The organism is Rhizobium leguminosarum (assembly GCF_002953715.1).
GTDB classification, from domain to species: Bacteria; Pseudomonadota; Alphaproteobacteria; order Rhizobiales; family Rhizobiaceae; genus Rhizobium; species Rhizobium leguminosarum_V.
In genome coordinates this window covers 215,923-233,364 of sequence record NZ_CP025013.1, presented here as the reverse complement: position 1 = coordinate 233,364, position 17,442 = coordinate 215,923, and the positions used below count along the sequence as shown (strand labels likewise).

General features: G+C 61.1%; 17 protein-coding genes. 9 read left to right on the top strand and 8 right to left on the bottom strand.

Going from position 1 to position 17,442, the window contains the following annotated elements; translation table 11 throughout:
* Positions 1-21: 21 nt before the first annotated feature.
* The 3 genes from CUJ84_RS25390 to CUJ84_RS25380 all read left to right on the top strand — a co-directional run bounded on the left by CUJ84_RS25390 (position 22) and on the right by CUJ84_RS25380 (position 2,811).
* The gene (locus tag CUJ84_RS25390; RefSeq protein WP_105008476.1) at positions 22-210 is read left to right on the top strand and encodes a hypothetical protein; all 189 of its coding nucleotides are present in this window, start codon (positions 22-24) and stop codon (positions 208-210) included.
* Between the two features lie 162 nt (positions 211-372).
* Positions 373-2,250, top strand: a complete 1,878-nt coding sequence (locus tag CUJ84_RS25385) for a HAMP domain-containing methyl-accepting chemotaxis protein (protein WP_105008475.1) — start codon at positions 373-375, stop codon at positions 2,248-2,250.
* Between the two features lie 171 nt (positions 2,251-2,421).
* Positions 2,422-2,811 carry a RidA family protein gene (locus tag CUJ84_RS25380; protein ID WP_105008474.1) on the top strand — a complete coding sequence of 130 codons (390 nt, stop codon included), beginning with the start codon at positions 2,422-2,424 and terminating at the stop codon, positions 2,809-2,811.
* On the opposite strand, the gene CUJ84_RS25375 is transcribed toward CUJ84_RS25380, so the two are convergent.
* The 6 genes from CUJ84_RS25375 to CUJ84_RS25350 form a co-directional block, all read right to left on the bottom strand.
* Positions 2,808-3,389 (bottom strand): NAD(P)H-dependent oxidoreductase, encoded by a 582-nt coding sequence (locus tag CUJ84_RS25375; RefSeq protein ID WP_105008473.1) that lies wholly within the window; start codon positions 3,387-3,389, stop codon positions 2,808-2,810. The two genes, CUJ84_RS25380 and CUJ84_RS25375, sit on opposite strands and share 4 nt — an antisense overlap.
* On the bottom strand, positions 3,386-4,795 hold the full coding sequence (locus CUJ84_RS25370) for an FAD-binding oxidoreductase (protein ID WP_105008472.1): 1,410 nt from the start codon (positions 4,793-4,795) through the stop codon (positions 3,386-3,388). The genes CUJ84_RS25375 and CUJ84_RS25370 overlap by 4 nt, the downstream gene beginning before the upstream one ends.
* Position 4,796: 1 nt before the next feature.
* Complete coding sequence (locus tag CUJ84_RS25365; protein WP_105008471.1) at positions 4,797-6,110, bottom strand: cytosine deaminase; 1,314 nt, start codon at positions 6,108-6,110, stop codon at positions 4,797-4,799.
* A complete protein-coding gene (locus tag CUJ84_RS25360; protein WP_105008470.1) occupies positions 6,110-6,964 on the bottom strand; it encodes an ABC transporter permease in 855 nt (284 codons plus the stop codon). The genes CUJ84_RS25365 and CUJ84_RS25360 overlap by 1 nt, the downstream gene beginning before the upstream one ends.
* The gene (locus CUJ84_RS25355; protein WP_105008469.1) at positions 6,964-7,788 is read right to left on the bottom strand and encodes an ABC transporter ATP-binding protein; all 825 of its coding nucleotides are present in this window, start codon (positions 7,786-7,788) and stop codon (positions 6,964-6,966) included. The genes CUJ84_RS25360 and CUJ84_RS25355 overlap by 1 nt, the downstream gene beginning before the upstream one ends.
* A 67-nt stretch (positions 7,789-7,855) precedes the next feature.
* Complete coding sequence (locus CUJ84_RS25350; protein ID WP_105009158.1) at positions 7,856-8,872, bottom strand: ABC transporter substrate-binding protein; 1,017 nt, start codon at positions 8,870-8,872, stop codon at positions 7,856-7,858.
* A gap of 183 nt (positions 8,873-9,055) precedes the next feature.
* On the opposite strand from CUJ84_RS25350, the gene CUJ84_RS25345 reads away from it, so the two are divergent.
* Positions 9,056-10,045 carry a LysR family transcriptional regulator gene (locus CUJ84_RS25345; RefSeq protein ID WP_003550595.1) on the top strand — a complete coding sequence of 330 codons (990 nt, stop codon included), beginning with the start codon at positions 9,056-9,058 and terminating at the stop codon, positions 10,043-10,045.
* On the opposite strand, the gene CUJ84_RS25340 is transcribed toward CUJ84_RS25345, so the two are convergent.
* The gene (locus tag CUJ84_RS25340) at positions 10,008-10,874 is read right to left on the bottom strand and encodes a creatininase family protein (protein ID WP_105008468.1); all 867 of its coding nucleotides are present in this window, start codon (positions 10,872-10,874) and stop codon (positions 10,008-10,010) included. The genes CUJ84_RS25345 and CUJ84_RS25340 overlap by 38 nt on opposite strands.
* A gap of 234 nt (positions 10,875-11,108) precedes the next feature.
* Between CUJ84_RS25340 and paoA the strand changes: the two genes are divergently transcribed.
* Genes paoA through CUJ84_RS25315 form a run of 5 tightly spaced genes read left to right on the top strand, consistent with a single transcriptional unit; the run spans position 11,109 to position 16,497 of the window.
* On the top strand, positions 11,109-11,756 hold the full coding sequence (gene paoA / locus CUJ84_RS25335; RefSeq protein WP_105008467.1) for an aldehyde dehydrogenase iron-sulfur subunit PaoA: 648 nt from the start codon (positions 11,109-11,111) through the stop codon (positions 11,754-11,756).
* Entirely contained in the window at positions 11,753-12,703 is a 951-nt protein-coding gene (locus tag CUJ84_RS25330; protein ID WP_105008466.1) for an FAD binding domain-containing protein, read from the top strand. Before paoA ends, CUJ84_RS25330 begins: the two co-directional genes overlap by 4 nt.
* A 3-nt stretch (positions 12,704-12,706) precedes the next feature.
* Entirely contained in the window at positions 12,707-14,905 is a 2,199-nt protein-coding gene (gene paoC / locus CUJ84_RS25325; RefSeq protein WP_105008465.1) for an aldehyde oxidoreductase molybdenum-binding subunit PaoC, read from the top strand.
* 55 nt (positions 14,906-14,960) lie between these two features.
* Complete coding sequence (locus CUJ84_RS25320) at positions 14,961-15,890, top strand: XdhC family protein (RefSeq protein WP_105008464.1); 930 nt, start codon at positions 14,961-14,963, stop codon at positions 15,888-15,890.
* Positions 15,883-16,497, top strand: a complete 615-nt coding sequence (locus CUJ84_RS25315; protein WP_105008463.1) for a nucleotidyltransferase family protein — start codon at positions 15,883-15,885, stop codon at positions 16,495-16,497. Before CUJ84_RS25320 ends, CUJ84_RS25315 begins: the two co-directional genes overlap by 8 nt.
* A gap of 183 nt (positions 16,498-16,680) precedes the next feature.
* Here CUJ84_RS25315 and CUJ84_RS25310 read toward each other — a convergent pair whose 3' ends face one another.
* Positions 16,681-17,331 carry a GntR family transcriptional regulator gene (locus tag CUJ84_RS25310; RefSeq protein ID WP_105008462.1) on the bottom strand — a complete coding sequence of 217 codons (651 nt, stop codon included), beginning with the start codon at positions 17,329-17,331 and terminating at the stop codon, positions 16,681-16,683.
* Positions 17,332-17,442: the final 111 nt, after the last annotated feature.

Below are 17,442 nucleotides of genomic sequence, written 5' to 3'. Positions count from 1 at the left end.
CGCAGACGGCAGGAGAGTTGCGTGAGCGGATTGCCGTTTCCCGCCCTGAAGGCGATTGGCATTCCAACGCTCGTTCTCCATGGCGAAGATGAACAAATCGTGCCGATCCGAATCAATGTCGACCGATCCATTTCTTGGTATCGAGACCTGATGGCGCTGACATTTTCGCTCGGCATGGCTGCTATTTCCTTGGATTTCCAGGAACTCTAAGTCGCAGGGCGTTTAATTGATCGCAGAAGTGTGGATCTTCTCAGAAGATCTTAGGAAATAGAGCGGGATCATTGTTTAGTTAATACTAAATTATTGAATCTGGCGCGAAATCTTGCATCAGCCGGCACACCGGTCGTCCCAGCTACCTTCGAGGAGACCCGCATGAAGCGCCCGAGTATCAAGCAAGCCCTGATCTTAAAGCTGTCGATCATCAGCCTGTTCATGGTTGGCCTTTCCTATGTCTCGCTGAGCACGATTTCGACACTTCGTGCCAATACTGAGCAGATCGGGACCTTCTGGATGCAGCGGCTTGTGACGGCTCGCGAGATCAAGGATAACTTCCTCGACCTGAAATTGGTCTATGCTCAGTACCTCCTGGAGGATACAGCGGAGGAGCGGAATGTCGGACAGCAAAAAATCGATGCCGCCGTCGCCGCGGTCGAGAAAGTTGTCACCGAATACGAAAAAGGCGTCCGCACCGAGCGGGGGCGCGAACTGATCAATCAGATCAAGCCGGAACTCGCCAAATATCGCGCGCTGGCAGAGCAAATGATCGCGTCTGAAAATGACGGGAAGACGCCTGAAGCAATCCGCCTCTTCAAGGAAAATATGGAGCCACAAGCCGAGTTGGTGAACAAGGCGGTGGCGGATCTGGTCGCTTTCATTCTCAGCCAGGCCGAAGGCTTCGTGGCTGCGAGCGGTGATTCCGCACAATCCGCTTTCATGCTGACGGCCGCGATCGCAGCGCTGGCTGTGCTTCTTGCCGTAGCCGGCATCTTCTTTGCGATTTCCGGCATCGCCAACCCAATCCGAAGCATCGCCTCCGCCATGAGGCGCTTGTCGGATGGTGATCTTGACAGTGATATTCCCTATGCCGGTCGCGCCGACGAAGTCGGCGAAATGGCCGGTGCGGTTGAAATCTTCCGTCACAATGCCCTCAACGTCGTCAGGCTGGAGAAGGAAGCCGCCGAATCCCGCAGCGAGAGCGAGGCGGCGCGCGCCGCAACCCAGCAGCGCGCCGAACGCGAGGCGGAACAATTGCGCTTCGCGACCACGACATTGGGCGGAGGCCTCCGGCGACTTGCAGCAGGGGACATATCCTTCCAGCTTTCGGAGCAATTTGCGGCCGAATACGAAGCCTTGCGCGAAGACTTCAACGCTTCGCTCCGGCAATTGGGTGCGACGATCGGCGCAGTGCTCCAGACAGTGCACAGCATCGATAATGGTACCGGTGAAATTGCATCTGCCGCGCAAGATCTTTCCAAGCGCACCGAACAACAAGCAGCCTCTCTCGAGGAGACGGCTGCAGCCTTGGACGAGATCACGTCGAATGTGACGATGTCGACCAAACGCACCGACGAGGCACGCAATGTGGCCAAAGAAGCCGATATCAGCGCTCAGCGGTCGGCAACTGTCGTCTCGCAGGCGGAACAGGCCATGCGACGCATCGAAGACAGTTCACAGCAGATTTCGAACATCATTGGTGCAATTGATGAAATCGCCTTCCAGACAAACCTCTTGGCGTTGAATGCCGGCGTTGAAGCTGCCCGCGCGGGTGAGGCGGGCAAAGGTTTTGCAGTCGTCGCCCAGGAAGTTCGTGAGCTTGCCCAGCGCGCAGCTCAAGCGGCCAAGGAAATCAAAGGCTTCATTCAAAAGTCATCAACTGATGTGGAAAATGGCGTGAAACTGGTTCTCGAAACCGGAACGTCGCTCAAGTCGATCGGTGAGTACGTCGTACAGATCAACCAACTCATGGATGCGATAGCCACATCGGCGCGCGAGCAGTCGACGGGACTTGCTGAGATCAACACGGCCGTCAATCAGATGGACCAGGCGACCCAGCAAAATGCGGCGATGGTCGAGCAATCGACGGCTGCCGTTGCCTCATTGTCCTCCGAGGCAGGCCGCCTGCGCGATCTGGTCAACCAGTTTCAATTGGACGGCGACAAAAGCGCAGCGGACGGGCAGAGCAGCGGACGGGCCTTCGAAGGCAACAGGCCAATCCACTTGGTCGCTTCGCGGCGCGTGACGCAAAGATGACGCGCGGCTAACGTCAGATCAGATACCGAAAGATATTGAACTGGCCTTCAAGGCGGTTGTCCCGCATCAATCGTCGCAAGACATCATGAGCGGCAGCGATATTCTCATATCCTGCCGCATCCTGTAGGGTCGCGGGATCTGCCGACCTATGGGAAAATTTCAGAGCGATCGATGAAGAAGATCTTCAATCCGGCCTCGGTGCGCCGGCCTTTCGGAAATTACAATCACGGCCTGCTGGTGCCGCCCGGCGCAGCGCTGCTCGTCACGTCGGGCCAGCTTGGTATCGGTCTCGACGATACTGTTCCGAGCGACATCACTGCTCAGACGGAACTCTGCTTCGAGGCGATCAAGGCGATCTTGCAGGAGGCGGAGATGAGTTTTGCCGATGTGATCCGCATTTCGGGCTTCGTTACCCGCCGCGAGGATTTCCCGGCCTATATGGCTGTACGGGATCGCTATACGCTCGATCCGAAGCCGGTTTCCACCTTGCTCGTCATCGGCGGCTTTACCCGGCCGGAGTTCCTGGTCGAGGTCGAGGCGACGGCCGCGAAAATCTTCTAAAAGTGCTCCATCGCGTCTCCGACGCGGGCGAGGAATTTTGCCCGCGTCTCCGGCGTGCAATTGTTCATGTCGTAATGGGCGAGGAACGTCACCGGCCTCACCGGATTGATCTGCGCCCTCAGCACGCGCTTGACGATTTTCTTCGGCGGGTTGCCGGCGGCGAAGGCCCGGAAGGGCGTTGCGCCATAGGTCAGGACGGCTGCGAGCTTGCGGATGTGGCGCAGCCGCGATTCCACCTTGCCGTTGACCAGCTCGAAGGAAACGCCCGGCAGCCATACTCGGTCGAAATAGCCTTTCAGGATCGCCGGAAATCCGAAGTTCCAGATCGGGGTGCAGATCACCAGCCCCTCGGCCGCCTTCAACCTTTCGACATGCGATCCCACCAGCTTCAGATTTTCCGGATAATCGTGATAGACGAGCCGGTCGTGGCGCGAGAGCACCGGATCAAACTGCTCTTCATAGAGGTCGCATGCATCCACTGTATGCCCGGCCTTCTCAAGGCTCTCGACGGTCTGCCGGTAAAGCGCCTTGCCGTAACTTTCCTCGACCGGGTGAGAGTGGAGGACGAGAACCCTCATGAAGCCTCCATCAGGGCCGCCAGGCCGGGGAAAAGATAATTCTTGCCGGCGTTGAAATCGAAATCGGGATTTTCCCACGCAATCATCTTGCCCGGATTGAGCAGGCCCTTCGGATCGGTTTCCTGCTTGAAGGCGAGCTGCACCGCGTCGGTGCGCTTCATGCCGCCTTCTTCGAGCGTATAGCGGTGCGGGTTGAAGATCGGGCATCCGTTGTCCTGGTGGATCTTGATGATCTCCTCCAGCCGCTCCTCGGTGGTATAGCGCACCAGCGGCAGGCCGGAGCACTGGATCTGGCCGTCGAATTTGATGAATTCGAGATGACCCGGCACTTCGTCACCAAAGATTTCGACCATCTTCCGGACCTTGGCGACATGATCCGGTCCCGGGTATTGCACCTGCAGATAGGTGAAGCTCGGGTCGACCTTCAGCGCACGCAATGTCGTGTGGTTCCAGGCAAGCTCGTAGGCATGCGGGATGCCGCGCATGCTTTCCACCTTGTCGGAGCGGAACATGATCTCGCCCTTCTGCGCCGCCGTGAAGGCAAGAAAGGCATCCATCGAGTGTGGTGCGATCATCAGCACGACGATCGACTGGCCCTGACGGATGTAGGGCTTGTGGCGGGTGAAGTAGTCGTGAGGGATGGGAGCGGCGATCGGGGCAATTTCCTTGACGAGAATGCCGTTGCATTTCGCCAGCGCATCGGAGAAGCGCACCGCTTCCATGAAGTCGTCATAGCCGACGAGCACGTCGACCCAGTCATAGGCAGGTGCAAGCGGCATCTCGATCTCGGTGATGATGCCGTTGGTGCCATAGGCGTGGCTCACCTTCTGCAGGTCCCAGCCGGTGAGGTCGAGGACGCGCGGTTCGGCCTCCATGGTGACGACGCGCAGGCGCAGGATGTTGCCGAGGTCGCGCAAGCCGCCCCAGGTGATCGAGCCAACGCCGCCGGAACCGCCGGCGATGAAGCCGCCGACCGTCGCCGTCTGGGCGGTGGAGGGGTGGAAGCGCAGCTCCTGGCCCGAATGGGCCTTGGTCTGCTTGTCGAGCTGGGCAAGCACGATGCCCGGTTCGCAGACGACACGGCCAGGATGGATCTCCTTGATCTTGTCCATGGCGGCAAGGTTCAGCACGATGCCGCCGGAAAGTGGCATGGCCTGGCCGTAATTGCCGGTGCCGGCGCCGCGCGGCGTGACCGGCACGCCATGGGCATAGGCGACCTTCAGCGTCCGGATGACCTCTTCCTCGGTCTTCGGCGTGACGACGAGATCGGCCGTCACATTGTCGAGCTGCGCCTTCAGGATCGGCGAGTACCAATAGAAATCCCGGCTCTTCTGGCGCACCAGCGCCGGATTGTCCTCAACGGCGATGCCTTCGAGTTCCTTTTTGATCTTCTGATAATCGGCCATGTCAGGCTCCAACGACGCTATCGAGTTCACGGTAATCCGGCAGGCTGCGGTCGATCACCTTGCCGCGGCGAAGCACGACGCGGTCAGCCTGAGGACGGGACAGGAATTCACTCCAGCGCCGCGCGCTGAAGAGCACGAGATCGGCGGGATCGCCGGCGGCGATACGGCCCTTGTCCGGTCGTCCGACAATGGCGGCGGGCGAGGTGGTGACGACGCGGGCGGCGGTATCGAGCGGATGGTCGAGATGCAGAATCCGCACTGCCTCACGGAAGACCTCCACTGGATCGAGATCACCATAAGCATAGAAGGGGTCACGAGTATTGTCGGATGCGACCGCGGTCGCGACGCCGGCGGCGGCCAGTTCCTTGAACAGCGTGACGCCGCGCCAGCGCGGGGTGCGGCCAGGATTGCGATCCTGCAGATACATGTTGCACATCGGCAGCGCGATGACCGCGATCCCTGCCTTGGCGACCAACTCGACGGTGCGCGCGGCGGTGTCTTCGTCCTGGCGGGCGAGCGAGCAGCAATGGCCGGCGGTCACCTTGCCCTCGAACCCGTTGCGCAGTACGGCCTCAGCGATTGCCTTCAGTGTTTCCGCGCCGCGATCATCCGTCTCGTCGACATGCAGATCGACATCAAGGCCATGCTCCGCGGCAGTCCTGAAGAGCGTGTCAAGCTGCCAGACAAGCTCCGGCCCCATCCGGGTGACGCCGCCAAGCAGGCCGCCGCTCCGTCGGATTGTTGTGACGAGATCGGTAAAGAAGGTGCTGTCTGCCATGGCGTCCAGCGGGAAGAGGGCGACCGCCTGCAATGCGATCCTGTCCTTCCAGGCATCCCGGATGTCGGCAAAAACCTCGAAGGAGATGCGATGCTGGGGCGCAAGCGAATCCAGGTGCGTACGGATCAGGCTCGTGCCATGGGCATAGGCGGAGCGGAGCGAGAATTCCATGCGCCGTTTGACGTCTGCCGCTGACCAGTTGGCTTCCCGGTCGGCCCTGACGGCATCGAGCGCGCCCATGAAGCTGCCGTCGGGATTGGCCTGGCGCGGCCAGATATGGCCTTTATCGAGATGGGTATGGATATCGGCAAAGCACGGCCACACCATGCCGTCCCTGAGATCGGTCCTGGCATAATCGGCGGGTGCGGCGCCGGCCGGCCGGATGGCGGCAATCATGCCGTCGCTGATGACGATATCGACCGTGGCCAGCCCTTCCGTGACCGGCACGTCGACATGCTCGACGGTGACGGCGGGCACTGTCGCATTGCTCAGCACGAAGCGGGCAGCATTTGGCGGGGATATGAAGGAATAGGTCATCAGTTTTCCCGTTTGATGCTGCTTTCATGCCAGCGGTGAAGGCTCAGCCAGGCAATGAGGGTGGTGAGGCCAAAGATCGCTACGCCAAGCATCGAGAGCATCAACAGCGCTGCGAACAGCCGCGGGATGTTCATCCGGTACTGCGCTTCCAGCAGGCGGAAGGCGAGGCCGGAGCCGGCACCGGCCGAGCCTGCAGCAAATTCGGCGACGACGGCGGCGATCAGCGCAAGCCCGCCGCCGATGCGAAGACCGGTCATGAAATAGGGCTGGGCGGCCGGGATCTTCAGATGGATCAGCGTCTGCCAGCGCGAGGCGCCATAGAGCTCGAAGAGGTTGATGAGATTATGGTCGACGCTCTTCAGTCCCTGCACCATGTTCGACAGGATCGGGAAGAATGCGACGAGGAAGGCGCAGATCAGCAGCGCGACCTGCGTGGAGGGAGCGTAGATCAGGATCAGCGGCGAGATCGCCACGATCGGCGTCACCTGCAGGATAACGGCGAGCGGATAGAAGGCGATCTCGATCCAGCGCGATTGCACGAGGAAGATTGCAAATCCCACGCCGCCAATCAGCGCCAGCATCAGCGAGATGAAGGTGATCTTAGTCGTGACCCAGAGGGCTGGAGCCAGCGTGCCCCAATCATTGACGAAGGCCGCGGCCACCGCGCCGGGACCGGGCATGATGTATGGCGGAACGCCCGAGAGCACCACGTAAAGCTCCCAAGCGATGATGAGCACGGTGATGACGAGGAAAGGCACGGCGATGCGCAGCGCCAGCTCATGCCGCAGGGCGTTCGCCGGTTGGGAGGCGCGCGGGGATGCGGCTTCGGCGGTTTCGATGCTTTCGACGCTCATCAGTGCTCCTCCGATCCGCCCATCGCCTCGATCAGCGAACGGGACGCCTTTTCGCAGGCCTGCCGATATTGTTCCGAGGTTCGATAATGCGAATCCCGCTCAAGGCTGGTGGTCAGCGGAAAATCGGCATGCACGCGGCCGGGCCTTGCCTTCATCACCACGATCCGGTTCGAGAGATAAGCGGATTCGAACACCGAATGCGTCACGAAGATCACCGTAATCCCGGTCGTCTTCCACAGCCGCAGCACGTCGTCGTTGAGCTTCTGGCGGGTGATCTCGTCGAGCGCGGCGAAAGGCTCATCCATCAGCAGCAGCTTCGGCTTCGTCACCAGCGCGCGGGCGATCGACACGCGCATCTTCATGCCCCCGGAAAGTTCGCGCGGATAGGCATCGGCGAAATCCTGGAGACTGACGGTCGCCAGCGCTTCGGCGATCCGGTCGCGGGCTTCCATCTTGGTGATCCCGCGCAGTTTCAGCGGCAGGTAGACGTTGCCGAAAACGGTCTTCCACGGCATCAGCGTCGGCTCCTGGAAGACGAAGCCGATATCGCCTTCAGGCAGACCCTTGGAATTGATGCGTGAACTTGGCCAATCGATGTTGCCTGCGGTGATGTCGCCAAGGCCTGCGATGATGCGCAGCGCCGTGGACTTGCCGCAGCCGGAGGGGCCAAGCAGGCTAATGAATTCGCCGCTTTCGACGGTCAGCGACATGCCCGAAAGTGCTGTGGTGCCGCTGGAAAAGACCTTCGACACTGACTGCATGACGACCAGCGGCCGCTTTCTCGCTTCCTTGGAAGGCGCCGCCTTGGTTTCGGCTAGGGACATTTTCTCGCTCATTTATCGAAGGAGTGCGGTCCGCCGCTAGACGAGCGGCGGACCTGGCCTGGGAGGCTTATTTCTTCAGCGCAATTCCGGTGCCCTTGCATACGAACTTCGTCGTGAAGGCCTTGGTATAGTCGGTGTCGGTCTTGAAGACCTTGATGGCAGTCATCTCGTCGAAGAACTTCTTGTAATGGGCGTCGGTGATGCAGCCGATGCCCTTGTCGACGCTGTCACCGGATTCGATGATGCCGTATTCCTTCATCTTGGTGATCGAATAGGCGATCTGGCCGTCCGTAATTTCAGGATTGTCCTTCTTGATCAGCGCGTTCGCCTTGGTGTTGTCGCCGTAGAGATAGTTGTACCAGCCCTCGATCGAGGCATCGACGAAGCGCTGTACGACGTCGGGCTTGCCGTCGATCATCGCCTGCGTCGTCGTGATCATCGTCGAATAGGGCGAATAGCCGTTGTCGGCGAGCAGGAAGACCTTCGGCTCGAAGCCTGCCTGCTTCTGGATCTCGTAGGGTTCGGAGGTCAGGTACCCCTGCTGGGCAGAGTCCTTGTCTGCGAGGAATGGCGCGGGACTGAAGTTGTAGGGCTTGTACTGCTCGTCCTTGAAGCCTTTGAAGTTGGCCTTCATCCATTCGAAATAGGTGAGGTAGCCGTCCTTGCTGAGGAACAGCGTTTTCAGCTTGGCGAGATCCTCGAACTTGTCGACGCCATTGTCCGGATGGGCGATCAGCACCTGCGGATCCTTTTGGAAGATCGCGGCGACATCGACCAGCGGAATGCCCTGTTCGACGGCGGATATTTCGCCCTGCGGGCCGCCCATGTAGAAATCGAGCTTGCCGGAGATCAGCAGCGCGCTGTTTGCAGCATTCGGGCCGCCCTGGACGATGGTGACGTCGAGGCCGTATTTTGCATAGGTGCCGTCGGCAACGGCTTGGTAGAAGCCGCCATGTTCCGCCTGGGCAAGCCAGTTTGTCCCGTAGCTCACCTTGTCGAGGGCGAGCGCCGGCGAGGCGGCGGCAAGCATCGAGGCGAGGCCGAGGCAGCCCAGGAATTGCATCTTCGTCTGTGCTTTCAACATGGTTGGCAGTTCCCCTTCTGAGCCGAGGGAAGCCTTGCTCGGCCCCCTTTTGAGGGAATTTGAGCCATTGCCATGCGCTTTGAAAAGCATCAAAATTCGTTCGCATTGATGCCTTTTCGGCATCTCTGGGAAAGCTGAAGATAATTTGTGCGTCCTGCGCAAAATTTATGCATTGGAGAGATCATGTTGCACTCCAGACGCCTTCTTTACATCAACGAGATCGCCCGTTGCGGTTCGATCCGCAAGGCGGCCGCGCGCCTCAACGTGGCGTCGTCGGCGGTCAACAGGCAGATTTTGGCGCTGGAGGAGGAGATCGGGGCGCCGCTTTTCGAGCGGCTGCCGCGTGGCCTGCGGTTGACGGCTGCCGGCGAACTCTGCATCGAGCATATTCGGGACGTGCTGAAGAATTACGAGCGCCTGGAGGGGCGCATCCGCAGCCTCAAGATGCAGCAGGCAGGCAAGGTGCGCATGGTGACGACCGTTGGGCTTGCCGCCGGGCCGCTGCCCGAAATCATCGCGCGCTTTCTTTCAGAGCATCCGCGCGTCTTCGTCCAACTGCGCAACGATACCGGCGGCACGACGGCCAGCCCTGTTGTATCCGGCGAGGTGGATATCGGTCTGGGCTTCAACATCCCCGCCATGCCCGGCATCCGCACGCTCGGAAATTTCGATATCCCGATCGGTGTCGTGCTGCCGCCAGGGCATCAGTTGATCGGCCCTGGGCCGATCAACCTTGCCGATGTCACCCAGGAAAAACTGGTTCTGGCGCAGCCGGGCACCAGCCTGCGCGAGGTGATCAACCTTGCTTTTGCCCGCCTGCCCATCTCGGTCGAGCCGGTGCTGGAAACCAATGCATCGGAGATGCTGAAACAGCTCGTCAAATGCGGCACGGGGCTGACGCTGCTCAATCCGCTCGACGTCATCACCGAATGCCGGCGCGGTGAACTCGTCTTCCGGCCGATCGCTGAGCCGCACGCGCGTTACCAGCAAATGAAGCTGTTTGCCCGCGCCCGCGCGCCCCTCGACGCGGCCACCAGCCTTTTCGTCGAATATCTGCTCGCCGAACTGCTCGGCTTGGTGCAGGAGTTACAGGCCAAGGGTCATATCCCACCGGATGTGAAACCCGCGGCTGAGCCTATTTCACATAGAGATTCGAAAGCGGATAGGCCTTGAGATCCTGGAGCAGTTCGACAAATCCCTTGACCTGATGGCGGCAGATCGCCTCGCCCTTTTCGGCTTTGGCGATCGAGGCATCGCCGACCACGCCGAGGGGATTGAGGTCATGGGCGATCCAGGCCAGCGAATGCGGCGGCAGAGGCTGAAGAAATTTGGACTGCTCCCGCATCCATTCGGCCTTCGAGGCAAAGTTTTGAGCCTTGTCCATGCGCACCAGTTCGGGGCGGAACTGCAGCATCAACGACGTCTCGACATCGCCGCCGTGGATGCCGTATCTGCTCTCGTGATCGCTGACCATGCCTTCCGGATGACCGAAACGGCCCCATTGCGTGGAGACCACCGCCATTTGATAGCGCACGCGCAGTTCGCGCGCGACGATGCTCATGATGTCGACATTGCCGCCGTGGGAATTGACGATCACCATCTTCCGCAGCCCGGCTTCAGCAACCTTTGCGCCAATCGCCGTCCAGACGGGGATGAGCAGCTCGGCACTGAGCGACAGCGTGCCGGGGCCGTAGATGTGTTCGTTGGCCTTGCCGATCTCCTGTGTCGGAAGGACCAGAATGTCCAGATCCTCCGGCCGCTGCCTCTTCAGCTCCGCCAGCATGCCGGTCGCGATGGCGACATCCGTTGCGATCGGCAGATGCGGGCCGTGCTGTTCCGTCGAGGCAATGGGGAGAACGGCAATCGTGGTCTCGGGGGAGAGGCCGGCAAAATCATATGTGTTGAGCTCGTTCCAGTAAAACGGCGTGGGCATGCGGTCATCCCTTTTCGTCACCTGCTTCGAAAGGGAGTAGGGAATAAAGATAAGCCGGAAAAGCATCATTTTTTGCGCATGGCGCTGCTTTTTTTCGCGCGCATCGGCGGGCGTTACTCCGCTGGCGCTTCCGCGTCCAAGGCAACTTCGTTGAAGTTGTGGCTCGCAGCATCATACGACCGCGGCTTGGTGAATTCATGAGCCAGATCGATAACCGTATGCAACGGAAGGGGTCTAATCAGGAGGCGGAGTTGCACTACCTCAGCAGACGGCGTTGACGCGCGCCCATGTCCAACGAGCAAGGTGGAACAGCTCATGCCAAGCCAGACACAACTGGAACTTTCCCGTCGAGATCTACTTATCTCGTCGGCCGCAACGATTGCGGTAACCGGAGCCGTCGCTCCCGCGGCGGCACAGTCCCCAGGAAATGAAATGGCCTATACATCGAAAGTTTCTTTCGCGGTTAACGGCGAGAACCGCGATCTCGAGGTCGACAACAGAACGTCGCTGCTCGACGCGCTGCGCGAGCACCTTCATCTCACAGGCACGAAAAAGGGATGCGACCACGGTCAATGCGGCGCATGCACCGTGATGGTCGACGGCCACCGCATCAACTCCTGCCTGACGCTGGCGGTCATGCACGAAGGCGATCAAATCACCACGATCGAAGGCCTCGGCCAGCCTGGAAACCTTCATCCGATGCAGACGGCCTTCGTCAAGCATGACGGCTTCCAGTGCGGCTACTGCACGCCGGGACAGATCTGTTCCTCCGTGGCGGTGCTCGACGAGATCAGGGCGAACATACCGAGCCACGTCACCGGCGATCTTACGGCTGAGGCGGCTGTCACTCCGGCCGAGATCCGCGAACGCATGAGCGGCAACATCTGTCGATGCGGCGCCTATTCCAACATTGTCGATGCCATTTCGGAAGTCGCGGGGATTAAAGCATGAGAGCCTTCACCTATGAACGTGCCTCGTCCGTCGAGGCCGCGGCCAAGGCGGCAGCCTCCAATCCTGAAACCAAGTTCATCGCCGGCGGCACCAATCTCCTCGACCTGATGAAGCTCGAGATCGAAACGCCGGCGCATCTGATCGACGTCAACGGTCTCGGCCTCGACAAGATCGAGCCCACGCCGGAGGGCGGGCTGCGCATCGGCGCTTTGGTCCGCAACACCGATCTTGCAGCTCACGAAACTGTTCGCCGCGACTACGGCCTGCTTTCCAGGGCGCTTGTCGCGGGCGCCTCCGGGCAACTGCGCAACAAAGCGACGACGGCCGGCAACCTTCTGCAGCGCACGCGCTGTCCTTATTTCTATGACCCGAACCAGCCGTGCAACAAGCGGCAGCCGGGCAGCGGCTGTTCCGCCATCGGCGGCTTCAGTCGCCAGCATGCAGTGGTCGGGGTAAGCGAGAGCTGCATCGCCACTCATCCGAGTGACATGGCCATCGCGATGCGGGCACTCGATGCCGCCGTAGAGACGGTCAAGGCCGACGGCAGTCGTCGCTCGATTGCGATCGCCGACCTTCACCGGTTGCCCGGCGATACGCCCCATATCGAGACCGTTCTCGAGCGCGGCGAGTTCATCACGGCGGTCCTGCTGCCGCCCCCGATCGGCGGCAAGCACATCTATCGTAAAGTTCGCGACCGCGCCTCCTATGCCTTCGCACTCGTCTCGATCGGAGCCGTGATCCAGCCGGATGGGACAGGACGCGTCGCCGTCGGCGGCATTGCCCATAAGCCGTGGCGCATCGAGGCAGCCGAAGCCGAGCTGCCGAAAGGCGCGCGGGCGGCGGCGGGCGTCCTTCTTGCCGGTGCTCGTCCTACTGAACAGAACCGTTTCAAGGTCGATCTTGTCGAGCGCACGCTCGGCGCGGTCATTGCCGAAGCAAGGGGTTGAGCCATGCAGTTCGATACGCCAGCGACAACCAACCCGATCGACAATCTGACGGTCGTCGGTCAGCCGATCCACCGCATCGACGGCCAGCTCAAGACCACCGGCCGGGCGATGTACGCCTATGAGTGGCACGATCCGAACATGCGCTACGCCTATGGTTATCCCGTTGGTGCGGCGATCGCCAAGGGCCGCATCAAGGCCATGGACGTCTCTGCCGCCAAAAAGGCTCCGGGTGTGCTTGCCGTCGTGACGACGCTCGACATCGGCGAGCGGAAGAAGGGCAAGTTCAACACCGCCAGGCTTTTCGGTGGCGACGAGGTTCAGCACTATCATCAGGCGATCGCGGTCGTCGTCGCCGAGACCTTCGAGCAGGCGCGCGCCGCAGCCGCTCTGGTCAAGGTCGACTATGCCGAAGAAAAGGGTGCGTTCGACCTCGGGCAGGCAAAGGATTCGGCCGTCAAGCCGGATGAATCGCAGCAGCCCGACACTGCGACCGGCAACTTCGAGGCTGCCTTCACGTCGGCTCCCGTTACTCTGGACGCGACTTACACGACGCCCGACCAGTCTCACGCGATGATGGAGCCGCACGCATCGATCGCAGCCTGGAACGGCGACGAGGTGACCGTCTGGACCTCCAGCCAGATGATCGACTGGTGGCGTTCCGACCTTGCGACGACACTCGATATCGACAAGGAGAAGATCCACCTCATGTCGCCGTTTATCGGCGGCGGCTTCGGTGGCAAGCTATTTCTGCGGGCCGACGCCGTGCTGGCCGTTGTCGGCGCGCGTGCGGTAAAACGGCCCGTCAAGGTCGCCTTGCCGCGACCCCTTCTGATAAACAATACCACCCACCGGCCGGCGACGATCCAGCGGATTCGCATTGGAACCGAGCGTGACGGCAAGATAACCGCCATTGCCCACGAAAGCTGGTCCGGGGATCTTCCTGGCGGAGGCCTGGAGACAGCAGTCAACCAGACGCGTCTTCTCTATGCCGGGGCGAACCGCATGACGGCGATGCGGCTGGCGACGCTTCACCTCCCCGAGGGCAACGCCATGCGCGCTCCGGGCGAAGCGCCCGGACTGATGGCGCTCGAGATTGCCATCGACGAGATTGCCGAAAAAGTTGGGATCGATCCTGTGCAGTTTCGGATCGTCAACGACACGCAGGTCGATCCGGAAAAGCCGCAGCGGCCTTTTTCCCAGCGCAATCTCATCGGCTGCCTCAAGCTCGGTGCAGAGCGGTTTGGCTGGGGTGAACGCGGGAAGCCCGGTTCCAGGCGGGAGGGCAACTGGCTGGTCGGCATGGGCGTTGCCGTTGCCTTCCGCAACAACCTCGTCCTTCCCTCCGGCGCGCGGGTAAAGCTCGACCGGGAAGGCGTCGTGACTGTTGAAACCGACATGACCGACATCGGGACCGGCAGCTACACGATCATCGCCCAGACGGCCGCCGAGATGATGGGAGTTACGATCGACAAGGTCGCCGTCCAACTCGGCGACTCGCGTTTTCCGGTTTCTGCTGGTTCCGGCGGACAGTTCGGTGCCAACTCTTCCACGTCTGGCGTCTATGCAGCCTGTGTCAAGCTGCGTGAGGCCATCGCCAAGAAGCTCAGCTTCAACTCCGAAGACATCGTCTTCGAGAATGGCGAGGTCCGCTCGGGCAATCGTTCGGTGCCTCTTGCCGAGGCCGCCGGTCCGGATGGTCTTGTCGGCGAGGACACCATCAAATGGGGTGAGCTTACCGAGACGCATCAGCAATCGACGTTCGGCGCGCACTTCGTGGAGGTTGGCGTCGACATTGCCACGGGAGAAAGCCGCATTCGCAGGATGCTCGCAGTCTGCGCGGCGGGAAGAATCCTCAACCCGATCACCGCCCGCAGCCAGGTCATCGGCGCGATGACGATGGGGGCGGGCGGCGCACTGTCCGAAGAATTGGCGGTCGACACCCGCCGCGGCTTCTTCGTCAACCACGATCTCGCCAGCTACGAAGTGGCGGTGCATGCCGACATTCCGCACCAGGAGGTGATCTTCATGGACGAGACCGATCCGATGTCCTCGCCAATGAAGGCGAAGGGCGTCGGCGAGCTTGGCCTTTGCGGCGTCGCGGCAGCAATCGCCAACGCCGTCTACAACGCGACCGGCGTCAGGGTTCGGCACTATCCGCTGACGCTTGACAAGCTCATCGGCGGCTTGCCGGACGTGGCGTGATTATTTCGGCGGCGGTCTCGAAAGCGGACCGCCGTCACGTCCTGTAGGATTTCCGATGGATCAGACACTTGCGCCCATCACGGCGCCAATTCCCGTCAGGGCCTCGTCCACCGACGATCCGGCGGAACTGCTTCGCTTCGCGATAGACGCCCATGGTCTCGGCGCGGCGGCACTTGCGACCCTCGTCGACATCCGAGGCGGAGCGGCGCGTGCGCTCGGCGCTCATATGGCGGTTGCCGCAGACGGGCGGTTCTGCGGCTATGTCTCCGGCGGATGCGTCGAAGCCGCCGTCGCTTCCGAAGCGCTTCTGGCAATGGCGGAAGGACGGGACCGCACGGTCAAGTTCGGCGACGGCTCGCCCTTCTTCGACATTGTCCTTCCCTGCGGCGGCGGAATCTCAGTCGCAATCCATGTCCTGAAAGATGTCGGAGCTTTGCGGCATGTTCTGGAGCGTCTCGAACGCAGGCAGGCAGCCGGCCTTGCCTATTCGCCAGAGCGGCAGACGCTCGAACCGGTAGACCCCCTGCCAGGGGCATGCTGGCTCGAGCGAGATTTCGTGAGCGTCTACCGTCCCCGCACCCGCGTCGTCCTTTCCGGGCAGACGATCGAAGCGCAGGCCGTCGCACGACTGGCCGAAGCTTCCGGCTACGACGTGATCGTCAGGGGGCAGGGCGAGGGGGGCAGGGTCGCAGCCGGCATCATCGACCCCTTCACGGCCGTCGTGCTCCTGCATCATGATCTTGACGCCGAAGCTGCCATTCTCGAGACCGCGCTTCGGTCGCCCGGGTTCTACATCGGCGCGCTCGGCAGCACCCGGACGCATCGTCGACGTGTCGAGCGGCTGAGAGCCATGGCTTTCAGAAAGGACGACATCGCTCGTATCAAGGCGCCCATCGGGATGTTCGGCCCGACGCGGGATGCGACGTCGCTCGCCCTGTCGGTTCTGGCGGATGTCGCTGCGGCAAGACTGGCTGCTTATGCTTAAGGCGTCGGTCGCGATCGTCATTCTCGCTGCCGGCAAGGCAAGCCGGATGGGTGAAGGCGGGAAACACAAGCTGCTGGCCGAGTTCGACGGCGTACCGCTCGTGCGGCGGTCAGCATTGACGGCGCTCTGTGCGGATGCAGCATCTGTAACTGTTGTAGTCGGCCATCGCAGGAGCGAAATTGAAGCTGCGCTCCAGGGGCTCGCTCTAACTTTCGTCGATAATCCCGATTACCCCAGCGGCATGGCGAGGTCGCTCATGGCAGGGTTCTCATCAAAGCGCACTGACGGCGCCGACGGCATTCTCGTCATGCTGGCCGATATGCCCGGCATTGCCACGGCACACCTTAATGCCTTGATTTTCGCCTTTCGCAACGCGGGCGGTGAGGCCATCGTGCGCGCCGTCTCACGCGGCAAGCCCGGCAATCCCGTTATCCTGCCACGTTCGCTCCATCCCGCGGTGCGGAGACTTGAGGGCGACGTCGGCGCGCGCGATATCATTGCGACGTCAGCTCTGCCCGTGCTCGATGTCGATGTCGGCGATGCGGCCTGCCTCGACGTCGATACGCCGGACGATATCGTGGCCGCCGGCGGCGCAATGAAGAACTAACTCACGAGATGGCAGCGAGATGGTTCGGTTCCCTATCTGATGACCGTTGCATTCGATCTGGAACCACCACGCCTAGAGCGCCGCGCGTCTTTTCAGACGCGCAAAAGACGCTCTAACTTTTTGTTTTCGCGCAATCCCGGATGGAAAACCGCTTCGCACTTTTCCTGGAATTGCCCAAGAGCCTCACCTGGCGGCCATGCTCGCGACCAGATCGCTAAACCTCTCTCCCTGAATGCCGACATGCCCCCGCAGCAGCCGGCGGGCCGCATCTCCATCTCCGGCAAAGATCGCATCGACGATGGCGCAATGTTCTGAGAAGGAGGTCGACAGGCGGTTGCGCACGCGCAGCTGGAGGCGGCGATAAGGTCGCAGGCGCCGATGCAATTGCAGACATTGCTCCTCGAGGAAATCGCTTCGGCCGGCTGCGTAGATGGCCTTATGGAACTCCTCATTATCGTAATAATAGGCATCGCTGTCACCGGCAGCGGCGGATTGCTCACAGCGGCTGTGGGTGGCCGTGATTGCTTCTCGGGACGCCTTGTCCAGCCGCCGTGCGGCGAGCGAGCCGGCCAGGCCCTCCAGCTCTGCCATAACCTCGAACATCTCATAGACGCGGTGCGGCCCCGGATCGATGACGATTGCGCCTCTGCGCGGTCGAATTTCGATGAGGCCGATCGCATCGAGCTGCATCAGCGCCTCACGCACCGGCGTGCGGGAGACCCCGAAACGCGTCGCAAGCACCGTTTCGTCGAGCCGCTCACCGGGGGAGAACTCGTTGGAAAGAATTGAATTTTCAATCTCATCCCGAAGCCATCGGCCGACATTCTCGGACATTTAGTTTCGCTTTCCTCATACAAAAATGCTATTCTTGTATACACGATTGTTGACCTCGTGTACGAATAGTGGCATTCTACATACTACCGGTGAAACCCGACGATGGGAAGC

Excerpts from the sequence above, each read along its gene's own strand:
- CUJ84_RS25385 (WP_105008475.1), top strand. The coding sequence starts at position 373 with ATGAAGCGCCCGAGTATCAAGCAAGCCCTGATCTTAAAGCTGTCGATC.
- CUJ84_RS25380 (WP_105008474.1), top strand. The coding sequence starts at position 2,422 with ATGAAGAAGATCTTCAATCCGGCCTCGGTGCGCCGGCCTTTCGGAAAT.
- CUJ84_RS25375 (WP_105008473.1), bottom strand. The coding sequence starts at position 3,389 with ATGAGGGTTCTCGTCCTCCACTCTCACCCGGTCGAGGAAAGTTACGGC.
- CUJ84_RS25370 (WP_105008472.1), bottom strand. The coding sequence starts at position 4,795 with ATGGCCGATTATCAGAAGATCAAAAAGGAACTCGAAGGCATCGCCGTT.
- CUJ84_RS25365 (WP_105008471.1), bottom strand. The coding sequence starts at position 6,110 with ATGACCTATTCCTTCATATCCCCGCCAAATGCTGCCCGCTTCGTGCTG.
- CUJ84_RS25360 (WP_105008470.1), bottom strand. The coding sequence starts at position 6,964 with ATGAGCGTCGAAAGCATCGAAACCGCCGAAGCCGCATCCCCGCGCGCC.
- CUJ84_RS25355 (WP_105008469.1), bottom strand. The coding sequence starts at position 7,788 with ATGTCCCTAGCCGAAACCAAGGCGGCGCCTTCCAAGGAAGCGAGAAAG.
- CUJ84_RS25350 (WP_105009158.1), bottom strand. The coding sequence starts at position 8,872 with ATGTTGAAAGCACAGACGAAGATGCAATTCCTGGGCTGCCTCGGCCTC.
- CUJ84_RS25345 (WP_003550595.1), top strand. The coding sequence starts at position 9,056 with ATGTTGCACTCCAGACGCCTTCTTTACATCAACGAGATCGCCCGTTGC.
- CUJ84_RS25340 (WP_105008468.1), bottom strand. The coding sequence starts at position 10,874 with ATGATGCTTTTCCGGCTTATCTTTATTCCCTACTCCCTTTCGAAGCAG.
- CUJ84_RS25330 (WP_105008466.1), top strand. The coding sequence starts at position 11,753 with ATGAGAGCCTTCACCTATGAACGTGCCTCGTCCGTCGAGGCCGCGGCC.
- paoC (WP_105008465.1), top strand. The coding sequence starts at position 12,707 with ATGCAGTTCGATACGCCAGCGACAACCAACCCGATCGACAATCTGACG.
- CUJ84_RS25320 (WP_105008464.1), top strand. The coding sequence starts at position 14,961 with ATGGATCAGACACTTGCGCCCATCACGGCGCCAATTCCCGTCAGGGCC.
- CUJ84_RS25315 (WP_105008463.1), top strand. The coding sequence starts at position 15,883 with ATGCTTAAGGCGTCGGTCGCGATCGTCATTCTCGCTGCCGGCAAGGCA.
- CUJ84_RS25310 (WP_105008462.1), bottom strand. The coding sequence starts at position 17,331 with ATGTCCGAGAATGTCGGCCGATGGCTTCGGGATGAGATTGAAAATTCA.